The 14,994-nt window shown below is 60.2% G+C and carries 19 protein-coding genes; 13 read left to right on the top strand and 6 right to left on the bottom strand.

Annotated features, from left to right (window positions below; all coding sequences use genetic code 11):
- Positions 1–74: 74 nt before the first annotated feature.
- A complete protein-coding gene (locus tag VZC39_RS09730) occupies positions 75–1,319 on the bottom strand; it encodes a dicarboxylate/amino acid:cation symporter (protein WP_434668034.1) in 1,245 nt (414 codons plus the stop codon).
- A 270-nt stretch (positions 1,320–1,589) separates the two neighbouring features.
- On the opposite strand from VZC39_RS09730, the gene VZC39_RS09725 reads away from it, so the two are divergent.
- The 3 genes from VZC39_RS09725 (at position 1,590) to VZC39_RS09715 (ending at position 5,098) form a co-directional block, all read left to right on the top strand.
- The gene (locus tag VZC39_RS09725) at positions 1,590–1,874 is read left to right on the top strand and encodes a pyrimidine/purine nucleoside phosphorylase (protein ID WP_434668031.1); all 285 of its coding nucleotides are present in this window, start codon (positions 1,590–1,592) and stop codon (positions 1,872–1,874) included.
- A gap of 181 nt (positions 1,875–2,055) precedes the next feature.
- A complete protein-coding gene (locus VZC39_RS09720; protein WP_434668028.1) occupies positions 2,056–3,438 on the top strand; it encodes an L-serine ammonia-lyase in 1,383 nt (460 codons plus the stop codon).
- Between the two features lie 289 nt (positions 3,439–3,727).
- Complete coding sequence (locus VZC39_RS09715; protein WP_349922175.1) at positions 3,728–5,098, top strand: L-serine ammonia-lyase; 1,371 nt, start codon at positions 3,728–3,730, stop codon at positions 5,096–5,098.
- Between the two features lie 233 nt (positions 5,099–5,331).
- Here the strand turns inward: VZC39_RS09715 and VZC39_RS09710 are convergent, their stop codons facing one another.
- Together VZC39_RS09710 and VZC39_RS09705 are read right to left on the bottom strand one after the other, a co-directional pair.
- Positions 5,332–6,291, bottom strand: a complete 960-nt coding sequence (locus VZC39_RS09710) for a lytic murein transglycosylase (RefSeq protein ID WP_434668024.1) — start codon at positions 6,289–6,291, stop codon at positions 5,332–5,334.
- Complete coding sequence (locus VZC39_RS09705) at positions 6,291–6,569, bottom strand: YcgL domain-containing protein (RefSeq protein ID WP_349922173.1); 279 nt, start codon at positions 6,567–6,569, stop codon at positions 6,291–6,293. The genes VZC39_RS09710 and VZC39_RS09705 overlap by 1 nt, the downstream gene beginning before the upstream one ends.
- Before the next feature lie 106 nt (positions 6,570–6,675).
- On the opposite strand from VZC39_RS09705, the gene minC reads away from it, so the two are divergent.
- The 6 genes from minC (at position 6,676) to VZC39_RS09675 (ending at position 10,383) form a co-directional block, all read left to right on the top strand.
- Positions 6,676–7,407 (top strand): septum site-determining protein MinC, encoded by a 732-nt coding sequence (minC, locus tag VZC39_RS09700; RefSeq protein ID WP_349922172.1) that lies wholly within the window; start codon positions 6,676–6,678, stop codon positions 7,405–7,407.
- 18 nt (positions 7,408–7,425) lie between these two features.
- Positions 7,426–8,238 (top strand): septum site-determining protein MinD, encoded by an 813-nt coding sequence (minD, locus tag VZC39_RS09695; RefSeq protein ID WP_010674647.1) that lies wholly within the window; start codon positions 7,426–7,428, stop codon positions 8,236–8,238.
- A 2-nt stretch (positions 8,239–8,240) separates the two neighbouring features.
- Positions 8,241–8,507 (top strand): cell division topological specificity factor MinE, encoded by a 267-nt coding sequence (gene minE, locus VZC39_RS09690; protein ID WP_349922171.1) that lies wholly within the window; start codon positions 8,241–8,243, stop codon positions 8,505–8,507.
- A gap of 195 nt (positions 8,508–8,702) precedes the next feature.
- Positions 8,703–9,029 (top strand): HI1450 family dsDNA-mimic protein, encoded by a 327-nt coding sequence (locus VZC39_RS09685; RefSeq protein WP_434668018.1) that lies wholly within the window; start codon positions 8,703–8,705, stop codon positions 9,027–9,029.
- Positions 9,014–9,784, top strand: a complete 771-nt coding sequence (mtgA, locus tag VZC39_RS09680; protein WP_434668015.1) for a monofunctional biosynthetic peptidoglycan transglycosylase — start codon at positions 9,014–9,016, stop codon at positions 9,782–9,784. The genes VZC39_RS09685 and mtgA overlap by 16 nt, the downstream gene beginning before the upstream one ends.
- A 275-nt stretch (positions 9,785–10,059) precedes the next feature.
- On the top strand, positions 10,060–10,383 hold the full coding sequence (locus tag VZC39_RS09675; protein ID WP_349922168.1) for an HI1450 family dsDNA-mimic protein: 324 nt from the start codon (positions 10,060–10,062) through the stop codon (positions 10,381–10,383).
- A gap of 49 nt (positions 10,384–10,432) precedes the next feature.
- On the opposite strand, the gene VZC39_RS09670 is transcribed toward VZC39_RS09675, so the two are convergent.
- Together VZC39_RS09670 and VZC39_RS09665 are read right to left on the bottom strand one after the other, a co-directional pair.
- Positions 10,433–10,744 (bottom strand): DUF1289 domain-containing protein, encoded by a 312-nt coding sequence (locus tag VZC39_RS09670; RefSeq protein ID WP_434668012.1) that lies wholly within the window; start codon positions 10,742–10,744, stop codon positions 10,433–10,435.
- On the bottom strand, positions 10,745–11,635 hold the full coding sequence (locus VZC39_RS09665; protein ID WP_434668445.1) for a CvfB family protein: 891 nt from the start codon (positions 11,633–11,635) through the stop codon (positions 10,745–10,747).
- Positions 11,636–11,905: 270 nt separating this feature from the next.
- On the opposite strand from VZC39_RS09665, the gene VZC39_RS09660 reads away from it, so the two are divergent.
- The 4 genes from VZC39_RS09660 (at position 11,906) to VZC39_RS09645 (ending at position 14,268) form a co-directional block, all read left to right on the top strand.
- Complete coding sequence (locus VZC39_RS09660; protein WP_434668009.1) at positions 11,906–13,138, top strand: UPF0149 family protein; 1,233 nt, start codon at positions 11,906–11,908, stop codon at positions 13,136–13,138.
- A gap of 150 nt (positions 13,139–13,288) precedes the next feature.
- Positions 13,289–13,759 carry a MarR family winged helix-turn-helix transcriptional regulator gene (locus tag VZC39_RS09655; RefSeq protein WP_349922165.1) on the top strand — a complete coding sequence of 157 codons (471 nt, stop codon included), beginning with the start codon at positions 13,289–13,291 and terminating at the stop codon, positions 13,757–13,759.
- Positions 13,756–13,944, top strand: a complete 189-nt coding sequence (locus VZC39_RS09650) for a DUF4250 domain-containing protein (RefSeq protein WP_434668006.1) — start codon at positions 13,756–13,758, stop codon at positions 13,942–13,944. The genes VZC39_RS09655 and VZC39_RS09650 overlap by 4 nt, the downstream gene beginning before the upstream one ends.
- A 147-nt stretch (positions 13,945–14,091) precedes the next feature.
- Positions 14,092–14,268 (top strand): hypothetical protein, encoded by a 177-nt coding sequence (locus VZC39_RS09645; RefSeq protein ID WP_349922163.1) that lies wholly within the window; start codon positions 14,092–14,094, stop codon positions 14,266–14,268.
- A gap of 84 nt (positions 14,269–14,352) precedes the next feature.
- Here the strand turns inward: VZC39_RS09645 and VZC39_RS09640 are convergent, their stop codons facing one another.
- A complete protein-coding gene (locus tag VZC39_RS09640) occupies positions 14,353–14,940 on the bottom strand; it encodes an FMN-dependent NADH-azoreductase (protein ID WP_434668003.1) in 588 nt (195 codons plus the stop codon).
- Between the last annotated feature and the right edge of the window lie 54 nt (positions 14,941–14,994).

Genomic DNA, 14,994 nt, shown 5'->3' with positions numbered 1-14,994 from the left:
GCGAACGGCGCCCATAAAAAAGAGGGAAGCCCATGCTTCCCTCTTTTTCATTCACGATGGTATCAAGCCACGGGTCAGGCATCCTTGCTCCAGCGGTTGGGATCGTAATCCGGGCTGTAACGGTCGACGATGACGGCGCAGGCCGCATCCCCGCTGATGTTCAGCGCGGTACGGATCATGTCGAACAGGCGATCCAGGGCGAACAGCAACGGCAGGCCCTCGATGGGGATCCCCGCCGCCAGCAGCACGGCCACCACCAGGAAGCTCGGACCCGGCACACCGGCCTGACCGATGGCACCCAGGGTCGAGGTGAGGATGATGGCCGCCCAGGCACCGGCGGAGAGGTCGATGTTGTAGACCTGGGCGAAGAAGATGGCCACCAGACCGTAATAGATGGCGTTGCCGCTCATGTTGATGGTGGCGCCAAGGGGCAGCACGAAGGAGGCGGTGGCGTTGGTCACCTTCAGCTCTTTCTCGCAGGTCTCCATGTTGACCGGCAGGGTCGCCATGGAAGAGGCGGTGGAGAAGGCGACGATCTGCGGCTTCTTCATCGCCGAGAAGTATTTGCGCACCGGGGTGTTGGAGAGCAGTGATACCAGGAGCGGATAGACCACGAAGCCGAAGATCAGGATGGCGGCGACATAGACCACGAACAGCTTGAGCACCAGAGTCAGCACATCGAAGCCATAGGTGCCGATGGCGTCAGCCATCAGACCGAAGACCCCCAGAGGAGCAATCAGCATCACCTTGTTGATCATCCAGACGAAGGCATCCACCAGGGTGTTGAGGCCATCGATAAGCGGCTTGGAGCGTTCACGGGGCTGCTTGGCCAGGGCGATGCCAAGGAACATGCAGAACACCAGGATCTGCAGGATGTTCGCCTCGTTCAGGGAGCTGAACACATTGGTGGGGATCATGCCGAGCAGGGTGGAGACCGCATCCGGCAGCGCGCCCTTGTCGGCGTAGTCACCGGAGAACATGGCCGCCGTTGAGCCGAAATCGACCCCGACCCCGGGTTGGAAGACCTGCCCCATCACCAGCGCCAGCAGCACGGCCAGGGCGGAGGTAACGAGGAAGAAGGCCAGCGTGCTCGCCCCTATCTTGCCCGCTGCCGGGCTGGCACCCAGGTTGGCGGCCCCGGATAGGATGGCCACCGCCACCAGGGGGATCACCAGCATCTTGATGAGCTGGATGAAAAGCGTCCCGAGCGGCGCAAAGACGGTGGCTTGCTCACCCATGAGCGCACCGGCCAAGGCCCCCAGTATCATGGCGACCACTACCTGGAAGCCGATGTTTTTGATTAATCCTTTTGTTAACACAGAATGTTCCTTTATTGAGCGACTATTGACACTATCCCAGTGCAATTGACTGCCCAGGGCGGTGAAAAGCTCGCCATTACCCTGAGGCCGCGTGTTATCTCATATTTGTCATCCGTTTTACATCCCGTTTCCTGAACGCCGTGCATTTAATATCTTATTGATAAAGTGCAGACTCATAAGATTCACCATGATTTTTCCCCGTTTCATCATGACAATGGACGAAAAGGTGTGCTACGTTGGCATGTCAATCATGCATACAGGGAAGAAAAGATGCTGAAAGTTAACGAGTATTTCGATGGAAATGTTAAATCTATCGGTTTCGAGCAAAAAAGCGAGAAAGCCACGGTCGGTGTGATGGCAACAGGTGACTACCTGTTCAATACCGCCGCCCCCGAGCGGATGACGGTGGTCAAGGGCGCCCTCACCATCCAGCTGGCCGATGAAGATGGCTGGACCACCTATCAGCAGGGTCAGTCCTTCGACGTGCCCGGCCACTCCTCCTTCAAGCTGGAGGTGAAAACCCCCACCGCCTATCTGTGCGAGTTCCTCGACTAAGCCGCGACCAGGCCCGCCAGACGCCTGCCATGAGGAGCCCTCCGGCCCTCATGGTTCTTCTCTTCTCCCCTCCCCTTGTTCATCTATTTGTGCATCCTCATCACAAGCCATCATTTCCCCTCTTTCCATCGACTACAAAAAATTTACAATGTTTAGACAAAATCCATAATCGGAGTACGTCATGATCAGTGTCTTCGACCTGTTTTCCATCGGGATTGGCCCCTCCTCGTCCCACACGGTGGGGCCCATGCGCGCCGCCTGTGCCTTCATCAACGCACTCCGGCAGGCCAGCCTCCTCTCCCGCACCGAACGGGTCGTCACCGAGTGCTACGGCTCTTTGGGTCAGACCGGCAAGGGCCACGGAACCGGCAAGGCCATCATCCTGGGACTCGCGGGCTTCGATCCCGAGTCCGTCGACATCGAAGCCATTCCGGATTTTCTAAGCCAGGTGGAGCACAGCCAGAGCCTGCGCCTTGGCGGCGAGCAGCCCAGCCAGTTCCCCCGAATCGGCGCCATTCTCTTCAACCGGCGCAAGACCCTGCCCGCCCACTCCAACGGCATGACCCTGCGTGCCTTCGAGGGGGACACCCTGCTGTTTGAGCAGACCTATTACTCCATCGGCGGCGGCTTCATCATCGAGGAGAGCCACTTCGCCAACGCGAAAGAAGAGGCCGCCCGCTTCGATGCGGCGCACCCGGTTCCCTACCCCTTCGAGAGCGGCGCCCAGTTGCTGGCCCACTGCCAGGAGAGCGGTCTCTCCATCTCCGGGGTGATGCTGGCCAACGAGAAGGTGTTTCGCAGCGAAAGCGACATCAAAGCCGGTCTTCGCAAGATTTGGCAGGCGATGCAGGGCTGCGTGGAGCGCGGCTGTCGCAGTGAGGGGGTGCTGCCCGGCGGCCTCAAGGTGAAGCGGCGTGCCCCCATCCTCTATCGTCAACTCAACGGGGAGACCAACTTCAACAAGGATCCCCTGATGGTGATGGAGTGGGTGGATCTCTTTGCCCTGGCCGTCAACGAGGAGAACGCCGCCGGAGGCCGGGTGGTGACGGCGCCGACCAATGGCGCCGCCGGCATCATCCCCGCCGTGCTGCACTATTACGATCGCTTCGTGAGAAAAGTGGATGACGAGCTCTTGATGCACTACTTCCTCACCGCCGCCGCCATCGGCATTCTCTACAAGAAGAACGCCTCCCTGTCAGGGGCCGAGGTGGGCTGTCAGGGGGAGGTCGGGGTGGCCTGCTCCATGGCGGCCGGCGCCCTGGCCGAGTTGCTGGGGGGCAGTGCGGCCATCGTCGAGAATGCGGCCGAGATCGGGATGGAACACAACCTGGGATTGACCTGCGATCCCATCGGTGGCCTGGTGCAGGTGCCCTGCATCGAGCGCAACGCCATGGGGGCGGTCAAGGCGATCAACGCCGCCCGCCTCGCCCTGCGCGGCACCGGCGAGCACAAGGTGTCGCTGGACAAGGTGATCAAGACCATGTGGGAAACCGGCAACGACATGAAGACCAAGTACAAGGAAACCGCCCGTGGCGGCCTCGCCGTCAACATCACCGAATGTTAAGACAAGGTAACAGGGCTACGTTTGGCGCTAAGATACCCGGCTCGTCCGGGTATTTTTTTGCAAAACGTTTGCAAGATGCTTAACAAATTGGATAACCATCAAAATTAATTTTATACTCGCGCCGTCAATTCAACAAAAATAGATCTGTTTCAACTTTTTTTAGGCAATGAGCCGTTAGACTATCGCCAGCTGGTTCATTGGCCTTTTGTGACGACAGACCCGTCCCATGGATCACCCCAATTTCTGCGAGCGGGCATGGCGCCCCCTTCTACCCTGAGGTAATTGTTACATGATCAGCGTTTTTGATATCTTCAAAATCGGTGTTGGCCCCTCCTCTTCCCACACTGTCGGCCCCATGAAGGCGGCCAAACAGTTCGTGGATGAACTGCGTGCTGGCGGCAAGATCCGTGACATCACCCGGATCCAGGTCGACGTCTACGGCTCTCTCTCCTGGACCGGCAAAGGCCACCATACCGACACCGCCATCATCATGGGTCTGGCTGGCAACCTGCCGGAAAATGTCGATATCGACGGCATCCCCGAATTCATCTCCCGCGTGGAGCAGACCGGTCGTCTGCCCATCGGCCTGCACTGCCATACCGTCAGCTTCCCCCGCGATGCCATGGTGTTCCATGACGAGGCCCTGCCGCTGCACGAAAACGGCATGAAGCTGACCGCCTTCATCGAAGACGCCATCGCCTACAGCAAGACCTACTACTCCATCGGCGGTGGCTTCATCGTCGACGAAGAGAGCTTTGGCAAGGCCGACAGCGGCGCCATGGCCGTGCGCTACCCCTTCAAGAGCGCCGCCGAGTTGCTGGCTCACTGCGGTCAGACCGGTCTGTCCATCTCCGCCCTGATGCTGGAAAACGAGAAGTGCTTCAACACCCCGGAAGAGATCTACAAGAAGCTCGGCAAAATCTGGACCACCATGCGTGAGGGGATCGAACGCGGTTGCCGCACCGAGGGTGTCCTGTCCGGTCCGCTGCGGGTGCCGCGCCGTGCCGCGCCGCTCTACCGTCAGCTCACCACCAACGAGAACCTCTCCAACGATCCCATGAACATCGTCGACTGGGTCAACATGTTCGCCCTGGCGGTGAGTGAGGAGAACGCCGCTGGTGGCCGCGTGGTTACCGCCCCGACCAACGGCGCCGCCGGCATCATCCCTGCCGTGCTCGCCTACTATGACAAGTTCATCCAGCCGGTAGGTCGCGACGAGTACACCCGCTTCTACCTGGCCGCCGCTGCCGTCGGCATGCTCTACAAGATGAACGCCTCCATCTCCGGCGCCGAAGTCGGTTGCCAGGGGGAAGTGGGCGTATCCTGCTCCATGGCCGCCGCCGGCCTGACCGAACTGATGGGTGGTAGCCCGGAGCACGTCTGTGAAGCCGCCGAAATCGGCATGGAGCACAACCTGGGTCTGACCTGTGATCCGGTTGCGGGTCAGGTGCAGGTCCCCTGCATCGAGCGCAATGCCATCGCCGCCATGAAAGCGGTCAACGCATCCCGCATGGCCCTGCGTCGCACCTCCAAGCCCCGGGTGTCGCTGGACAAGGTCATCGAGACCATGTACATCACCGGCAAGGACATGGACTCCAAGTACCGCGAAACCTCCCGCGGTGGCCTGGCCATCAAGGTGATGCAGGTTGCCTGCGACTGAGTCTGCTGCGTAAACACGCACCACATAGAAAAAGGCGGGAAATACCCGCCTTTTTTATTGCCTGCTATTTCCCGTCCATATCGCCGGCTATCACCGAATATGGCGATCCCCTCTTCTTCCCTGCGCGCGCATATCGCCATGGGCAGAACGGTATTCATCGCTGTTATTGGATGATGGCAAGGCGCCGCCTTCTGCCCATGTCATGCAAGCCATGGATGTCGAGCCCGCGTTCACTATTTCACGATGCGATCTGCCAGGGTGCCCACCGCCACCACGAAATAGGGGGAGCGATTCCAGTGGCGCAATACCCGGTAATTGTCATAGGCGAGATAGCTGCGGCCATGAACGTCATCGGGCCGGATGAGGGAGGCCTGCATCCCGGCCTTCGGCAAGGGAGCACCATCCTGTTGCCGTACCCCGAGGGCCTGCCAGGCCGACAGCGGCTTGCGGACCTCAAGCCCGAACAGACTCGGGTCGAGGGTGTCCGGCACCCGCACCCGCCGCCCCCAAGTCTCATCCTCGCGCCAGCCATTCTGGTGCAGATAATTGGCAGCAGAACCAAATACATCCGCAAGATTTCCCCACAGATCCTTACTGCCATCTCCGTCCTGATCCACCGCATAGCGCAAGAAGGAAGAGGGCATGAACTGCACCTGCCCCATGGCGCCGGCCCAGGAGCCCTTGAAGGCCTCCGGGGTCACGTGGCCCTGCTCGATGATCCGCAGGGCATCGAACAGTTGCGCCTTGAAGAAGGCTTCGCGGCGCCCCTCCCAGGCCAGGGTGGTCAGGGAAGATATCAGGGGAAAATGACCGGTCAATTTACCGAAATTGGTTTCGATGCCCCAAAGCGCGACAATAAAACGGGGTTGCACCCCATATTCCCGCCCTATTTTCGTGAGCAACGGCAAATGCTGGCGATATAAGGCTCTGGCCTGATTGACTTTCCATTGGGGCACGGCGCGGGGAATATAGCTATCCAGCGTCAGTTTGAATTCTGGCTGGTTTTTGTCGTGCTTGATGGCCACTTCGATAAGCCGGATATCGGCGAAGGCGGCCTGCACCGTGGCGGCAGAAATACCGGCGGCCACGGCGTCCTGTTTGAGGGTGGTGACATAGGCATCGAAGTCGGGTCTGGCCTGCAGCGGCATACTCAATACACCGCTTAGCAATAACAGCGCCAGCCGACCCCGCATCAGGATGAGACCTTTAATTGCGCCTTGTGCTGCTCCAGCAAATTCTCAGGAGGTGGCGGCACCTGCAGGTAGAACCCCTGCGCCTTGAGCGCCTCCATCACCCGTTCGGTGGAGGCCAGCCCCAGGGGCTTGGCCGGGTCCAGCTTGGTCATCAGGACCAGTTCGGGGCGACCAAAGGTACTCATCAGTGCCTCGGGCACCCGGGAAAAGTCCTCTCTTCTTTCAATAAAAAGATAGGTCTCGGCTTTTTTGCGACTTTTATAGACTGCACACAACATGGAAATTGATATAATCCAATCGGTTTATTGCCTCTGATGGTGGCAAACTATAACATCGGAAAATGAATAACAATAACGGATTACCGTCTCGGTTCGGGGAAGATTCATGGTTGAGCGCGATAACGAATTGAAAGGGACTACCTTCACTATTTCTGTTTTGCATCTCAGCGATGGCAATCCCACGCGGATCCGTCAATTGTTGGCGGCCAAGGTTGCCCTTGCCCCCCAGTTTTTTAATTGTGCCCCCCTCGTCATCAACGTGGAACGGCTCGCGGCCATTCCGGATTTCGAACAGCTCAGGGAGCTGGTCGAGTCGGAAGACTTCGTGCTGGTCGGGATCACGGGGGCAAGAGACGAGGCGATGAAGACGGCGGCCAAGGCGGCAGGGCTGGCGGTCATGGTCTCCGGCAAGAGCCGCAAGGCCGAGCCGGTCCCCGAAGCGGCCCCCCAGCCCAAACCGGCCGACCCCGTCGTCGCCGCCCCGCCAGTACCTGAACCCGCGCCGCTGCAGGCGAGCAAGGTGCATGTGGGGCCGGTACGCTCGGGCCAGCAGATCTACGCCGCCGGCACCTCGCTGGTGGTGCTGGGTTCGGTGAGCCCGGGGGCCGAGGTCATCGCCGATGACAGCATTCATATTTATGGCGCCCTGCGTGGCCGAGCCATCGCCGGGGCCAAGGGCAATGCCCGAGCCCGCATCTATTGTCAGCAATTACAGGCCGAGCTGCTTTCCGTCGCTGGCACGTTCCAGCTGAGCGATGCGCTGCCGGCAGGCCTTATCCAAGAGCCAGTCCATATCCGACTGGACAACGAACAACTCCGTATAGACCGTATCAAATAGAGTTACAAGGAAGCGAGAATGGCGCGAATCATAGTCGTTACATCGGGCAAAGGCGGCGTTGGCAAAACCACGACCAGCGCGGCGCTGAGCACCGGCCTGGCCCAGCGTGGCCACAAGACGGTGGTCATCGATTTTGACATTGGCCTGAGAAATCTGGATCTCATCATGGGCTGCGAACGGCGCGTGGTGTACGACTTCGTCAACGTGATCAACGGTGAGGCCAACCTCAATCAGGCGCTGATCAAGGACAAACGCTGCGAAAACCTGTTCATCCTGCCCGCCTCCCAGACCCGTGACAAGGATGCCCTGACCCGTGAAGGGGTGGAAAAAATCCTGGATCAACTGGCGGAGATGCAGTTCGACTACATCGTCTGCGACTCCCCCGCCGGGATCGAGTCCGGTGCTCTGATGGCGCTCTACTTCGCCGATGAGGCCATCGTCACCACCAACCCGGAAGTCTCGTCCGTGCGCGATTCCGATCGCATCCTCGGCATCCTGGCCTCCAAGTCCCGTCGCGCCGAGCGTGGCGAAGACCCCATCAAGGAGCACCTGCTGCTCACCCGCTACTGCCCGACCCGCGTCAACCGCGGCGACATGCTGAGCGTGCAGGATGTGCAGGAGATCCTGGCCATCAAACTGCTCGGGGTGATCCCGGAGTCCCAGGCAGTGCTGCGCGCCTCCAACTCGGGGGAGCCGGTCATTCTGGACAAGGAGTCAGACGCCGGTCAAGCCTATGAAGACGCCGTGGCGCGTCTACTCGGCGACACCAAGGATTTTCGTTTTCTGGAAGAAGAGAAGAAGGGCTTCTTTAGCCGACTGTTCGGGAGTTAAGCATGTCATTATTGGATTATTTTCGTTCCAACAAGAAACAAAGCACCGCACAACTGGCCAAAGAGCGGTTGCAGATCATCGTCGCTCACGAGCGCTCATCCAGAGGGGGGCCGGATTACCTGCCCCAGCTCAAGCAGGATATCCTCGACGTGATCCGTAAATATGTGCAGATCGATCCGGACAAGATCACCGTCCAGCTGGATCAGAAGAGTGATGAGCTGTCAGTCCTTGAGCTCAACATCACCTTCGCCGATGACAAGAAGGGATGAGCTGACGCCCCATGCGTGACCCCTTCCCCCAATGAAGACCGGATCCGTTGCCAGGATCCGGTTTTTTATTACCCCGACATGCGCATCGGATAACAGCGCATCTCGCCAAGGGCCCGGGGGCCAGCTAGAATATCGCCCGCCGCCGTGCGGTCAAACCGCTCAGGCTTCTTCCCCCTATCTGGAACCGACTTGCTTATGTCTTTGAATGACGAAATGCACAGCGTCGAGGAACTGCTCGACACCGCCCTCGCACTCTTCATTGAGCTGGCCTCCGACAACCTGCCGGAGCAGGAGATCGCCCTGTTCAACCAGGAGTTCAACAGCCGCGGCCTGCTGGCCGAGAGCGATCCCGCCGATGATTGGGAAGCGGACGTGGGTTTTGCCGTGAGCGACGAGGAATATGCCGAGATCTGGGTCGGCCTTGGCAACGCCGAAGAAGAGTATGAGCACCTGTTTGCCCGCATGCTGCTCTCCCGTCGTGTCGACGAGAAGTTCTGCCACATCGAATGGCTACCCCAGTAATTCCGGATCCCGATGATCCTGGCCACTACGACTGGGAGCCCGCCCCCGTGCGGCGGCCGCTGATGCGCCGCCTGCTGGGCGGGTTCGCCAAGTTACTGCTGGCGGCCGTGCTCAGCACCATCGTCTCGGTGGCGTTGCTGCGCTTCATCGATCCCCCCATGTGGACCTGGCGCCTGGAGCGGGCGCTGTTCCCTCCCGCCAAGGTGGCCGAGGTCAAGCATGACTGGGTGCCGCTCGAGCAGATCTCAAAAGAGCTACAGCTGGCGGTGATCGCTGCCGAGGATCAACGCTTCCCCGAGCACAACGGCTTTGACATGGATGCCATCAGCTCGGCCCTCAAGCACAATCAGCAAGGTCGGCGGGTGCGCGGAGCCAGCACCCTGAGCCAGCAGACGGCGAAGAATCTCTTCATGTGGAGCGATCGCAGCTTCCTGCGCAAGGGAATTGAGGCCTGGTTCACCCTGTTGATGGAGCTGGGTTGGGACAAGTCCCGCATCCTTGAGGTCTATCTGAATATCGTGGAGTTCGGCCCCGGCATCTATGGCGCCGAGGCGGCGTCGCGCCATTACTTCGGCAAGCCGGCGGCCCGCCTCACCCGCTACGAGGCTTCCCTGCTCGCCGCGGTCCTGCCCAACCCCTGGCGCTACCGGGTCAGTCCTCCCTCTCCCTATGTACAGCAGCGTTCTGCCTGGATCCGTCGCCAGATGGGGCAGCTCGGTCAGGTGACGCTGAACAGGGTGCACGGCGCCGATTAATCTTTGCCGGCAGTTTGTACTGCCGGCCCGAGATGACCGCCAATCGTCTCCCTGTGCAGGGGCAGGTAATGCCACCACCAGGTCTCTCGCCGCCGTTTGATCTGGCGCCTGAACTGTCGTCGTTTCATGCTGCCCTCATCCTGCCTCTGTACCTGCACAGCTCTATCAACCTTATCTCCTGAATCATCCCATGGACAGGGCCATTGCGCCCCGATCTGGCCCCCAACTTCAATAATTGATACAGTGGCGCACCTGGATGTACCTGGAGTAAATGCATGGAACAACGTAGCCCGGATCAACTGGTCGAGTGGGCCTATGATCAGTTTCTTGAGCAGGCCGCCGACATGCTGGCCCCCGAACAAATCGTCGACATTACCCTCGAATTCGAACAGCGAGGCGCCGTCGAGGCAACCCTGCCCAATGCAGACTGGTCGACCGAACTCGGCGTGCCCGTCGACATGGAGCGTTGGGTCGAGGTGTGGGTCGGGCTGCTGGATCATCAGGACGAATTCGAGGTGATCTACGCCACCTTCCTGCTGCCCCGCCATCGCAGCGAGCACGATGTGCATATTCGCTGGCACCGCCAGCAGCAGGCATGAGAAAGGCGCCCATGGCGCCTTTCTTGTCTCTGCAATCCAGTAAGTTTGCTCAGGGCCGGGCGGCAACCGCCTTGGCCAGACAACGGCGGCACCAGCAGGCACTCGCCTCGCTCATGGGCAGGGCCGGCAACTGGCTGCACCAGCACTCCGTAATGGTGCTTCCCGCCGACACGGCGCAAAACGCCGGTTCGCCACAACCCGGGCAGACATGGGTGCTACGTGTGCCGTCCAGCTCCGCCATGCGCGCGAGCTGGGCTTCACTGTCCATGGCGGACCACTGGCCAATTTCGGTCATGGTACGACCGCAGCCAAGGCAGAGTCCATCCTTGGCCTTGCAGTGACCGATGCAGGGGCTCGGCACTTACTCGCCGCTCACGTCGTCAGCATCGGCCTTGGGCGCATCGACCAGGGTGATGCAGTTGTCTTCGATGACGATCTTGCCCTGCTTGTAGAGGCCGCCGATGGCCTTCTTGAAGGTGCCCTTGCTCATGCTGAACATCTTGTAGATGAGGTCGGGATCGCTCTTGTCCCCCACCGTCAGGCTGCCGCCCTGCTTCTGCAACCGCACCAGAATGCGCTCGCCGGCGTCGTCCATCCGCGCCGTCACTCCCGGCTTTTGCAGGGTCAAGTCCAGCTTGCCATCGTCACGCACCTGTTTGACCCAGGCGGTCAGCGGCCGACCCGTCATCACCCGGCCGAATACCTCGTTCTTGAACAGCATGCCGGAGTATTGGCCGTTGACCACGGCCTTGATGCCGAGGGGGGTATGCTCGCCCGGCAGGGCCGTCACCTCGTCACCGGCCTTGAGGGGAATGCGGTCGATGCGCAGGAAACGTTCGAGACGGCTGGTGCCCACCATGCGTCCCTCGTTGTCCAGCATCAGGTGTACCAGATAGACGTGACCCACCTGCATGGGCTTGTTCTGCTCGCGGCTTGGCACGAACAGATCCTTTTTCATGCCCCAATCGAGGAAGGCGCCGATCTTGTTGGCATTGACCACCTTGAGACCCACGATCTCCCCCACCATGGCATAGGGTTTGTCGGTGGTGATCACCGGTTCACAGTCAGCATCCAGATAGAGGAAGACGGACACTTCGCCGCCCTCGACCACACCTTCCGGCAACTGACGCTTGGGCAGCAGCAGCTCGCCATACTCTTCGCCGGCCGCCAGCCAGGCGCCCCGCTCTTCGAGTTCGACGACGGTGAGGGTGTTCATTTTGCCAATCTGTAACATGGTGATCTCTTCTTTCAATATCCGGATGAGCCGGCTTTTCCGGCCCTGATGGAGGCGCATTGCCTGCCATCATCCCCAGAATGGGCAGGCCCGGCCCGATTGCCGATGCAGGCGCGCATGTTACCCCAGAGCCGTGTCGGGACCTAGCCCCTTGCTCTTTCAGGGCCACTATTTTCCGGCCCGCGGCACGTCCGCCTGGCGATAATAACAGCATTCAGCCGCCCATTGGCTGCATATAACCCCATTTTTGGGTAGACTGCGCCGCCGTTTACGCCACAGGACGCTTCGATGAACCCAGCCACTCGCACCCGCCTTCTCAATCAATTGATTCAGCAACATAGCCAGCAGGCGCTGAGCTACCCGGCCCTGCATGGCTTCCTCTGCGCCCGCCTGACGGGGCCAGCACTGCCGGACTGGCAGGTCCCCCTGAGTGGATTGTTTGAAGACGCATGCGAGCCGGATGCACAGTGCGGCGCCGCCCTCTCCCACCTCATCGCCGAGCTGGAAACCCTGGCCGATGAGGGTCAGCTCGCTTTGCCGAGCCAGTGCCGTCTCTCCACCGAGACCCCTGAGCAGGTCTTCGCGAAGGCTCACCCTCTCGGTCAGTGGAGCTATGGGTTCAGCCTGGGCCTCGCCTGCTGGCCCGCCCCCACCGATCTCAATGCCCCCCTCACCCGTCTGCGTTACAGCCTGGCTGCCGAGCTCTGTCTGTTCCGGGACGAGCCCATGGCCCGGATGCTGCACCAGGCCGCAGGCAGCGAGCTCTCCTTCCTCGATTTCTGCAAGCGCCAGCGTCAGCAGATGAAGGCAGCCCTCAACCAGTTGCTCATCCTGGATCAGCAGCTCTCTGTCTCTGACGATCAGCAGGCGCCCGAGACGGAGCAGAGCCGGCAATGGCAAGCATGGTTTGAACAGGCGGCCGCCTGTCGCGATCCCGGGGCGCGCCTCGGCTGGTTTGACAAGATAATCCACGATGCCGAGCCGCAATTCGATGACGCCTTCTGGCAAGCCACCGCCGGGCATGGTTGGGGCGCCGAGGCGGCGCGCCCCTTGCTGGCAGCCAGGGCCGGACGGGCGGACTGCCTGTTGCGGCTGGGAGAGCTCGATGGGGCACGGGCCGAGTATCTGGCCCTGCTCGCGCTCTGCGTGAGCGATGAGCCGGGCAGCCGTCACCCCTTATCCAGCCTCTATGCCCGGTCGGGAGAGTGGGATGCCCTTCAAGCCCTACTGATGCGCTTTGATGAAGCTTCCTGCTGGCTGCGCTACAACCAGGCGCTGATGATCTTTGTCCGGGAGGGTGACGCGGCGGCGGCCCCCTATCTGGCGGCGGCCATGGCCATCAATCCCCATGTCCCCGCCTGTCTGCTGGGTCAGCGCAAGCTACCAAAACAGGATCCCCAGGCATGGCAAGCGGGCAGCCGCGACGAAGCGGCGCTCTATGCGTTGCAGAGCAAAGAGGCCTGGCTTGGGCACAATGCCTTGATCTGGTTGAGAAAGCGTGCGACCCAAAAGGCCAATTGACGCCTTTAAAACTTTTTTCACGGCCTGACACGTGCGCCACCGCACATTTTTCTTTTGCATTCTCAGACAAATGCCCTTGTGTTCCGTATCATCAAGGTCAAAGTATCAAGAGAAACTGCACCCGATGCAGCCGTTACAGCAGGATGCCTTATGTCAAAAATCATTGAGCTGCTCGCCCACTACCCTCCCTATCAGCTGGTACACGCCGCTGAGATGGTGCGCGATACCTTTGAACAGTTTTACCAGCAGCGCTATCAGCTGACGGTGCCCCAGTGGCGCCTGATGATGGTGCTCGGCCCCAACTATCCCATCAGCCAGAAGGAGCTGGTGGAGGCGAGCGGCATGGACAAGGTGCGGATCTCCCGCGAGATCCACCGCCTGGTGGAGAAAGGGATCCTGTTCACCGAGAGCAGCCCCCAGGACAAGCGCATCAGCCTGGTCTCCTTCACCCATGCCGGGTTGGTGCTGTTCCAGCAGCTCAAGACCGAGGCCGGCAGCTGGCAACACACCCTCACCGATTATCTGCCCGCCGAGGCGCGCGAAAGCATCCGTCTGCATCTGCAGAGCGTGAGCGACGCCATCGAGCAGCTGCACCTGCTGGATCAGGAGAAGCAACCATGAATCTCAAGAACTTCGCCACCATGGACATCAACATCCTGCTGAGCACAATCAACATGCAGTTGCGTGATCACTACGATGATCTCGACGATCTCTGCCGCGCGCAGGAGCTGGACAAGGCCGCCCTGGAAGCCCGTCTCGCCAGCGGTGATTTCCACTATCAGGCGGCGCAAAAGCAGTTCAGATAGGGATCCGGATCACAGAGTGCCCAGCCGGGCTGGCTCTGACGGCAAAAGCTGCTAAGGTGGGATGACCTGTTGCCTGAGGTATGGATACATCAGGCTGTCACACAGAGCGGATAATTTATCCGTGTACCACTAGCCAAGGACGACGCCATGCACCTGACCCGACAGACCAGCCTGATCATCATCAGCGCCCTCTTCACGATCAGCCTCTTCTTCCCCCAGTTACCCGACAGCACCGAGCAGTGGCTCAGCAGCCTGCTGCTGGGATCCCTGGTCGTCGTCTGCCTGCTGGTCGGCAGCGGTTGTCGCCACTTCCTGCGAGACTGACCCCATCCGGCCTGGCCGGATCCTTAAAAACACAACGCAGCCCGAGGGCTGCGTTGTTGTTTCGTCTGGCGTAAGAAAGCGGATTTAGATAGCCAGGGCTTCCAGCTGCTCTTTTGCCTGCTCGATACCCTTGGCTTGCGCTTCCGGGCCCATGCCCATGCCTTCGGCGTAGATGAAGTCCACATCATGGATGCCGATGAAGCCGAGCACGGTACGCATGTAAGGAGTAACCAGGTCGGTGGCATTGCCCACGTGCAGGCCACCGCGGGGGCTGACCACCAGGGCGCGGGTATTTTCCACCAGGCCAACCGGGCCGGTTTCGGTGTAGCGGAAGGTCACGCCAGCACGAGCCACCAGATCAATCCAGTTTTTCAGCTGGGTCGGGATGTTGAAGTTGTACATGGGAGCAGCAATCACTACCAGATCGCTCGCTTTCAGCTCGGCAACCAGTTCGTCGGATTGTGCCAGCACGGCCAGTTGACGCTCACTCAGGTTCTCGCCACCGCGCAGACCGAAGGCCAGCTCGCCATCCAGCATCGGCAGGTTCAGGGCAGCCAGGTCACGCACAGTGACGTTGTCATCCTGGTGGTCGGCCAGGAAGCCGTCGATCAGGGCGTTGGACTGGGAGTATTGACCCAGGATGCTGGACTTGAGTACGAGGATGTTGGCCATGGTAAGACTCCATTTGGTTATCAGTTGGACAGTCACACTGTCGATGGAGACCAC

The organism is Aeromonas sp. NJAU223 (assembly GCF_051125555.1).
GTDB classification, from domain to species: domain Bacteria; phylum Pseudomonadota; class Gammaproteobacteria; order Enterobacterales; family Aeromonadaceae; genus Aeromonas; species Aeromonas veronii_G.
The sequence above is the reverse complement of the archived record's forward strand: the minus strand, read 5'-3'. Positions and strand labels throughout refer to the sequence as shown.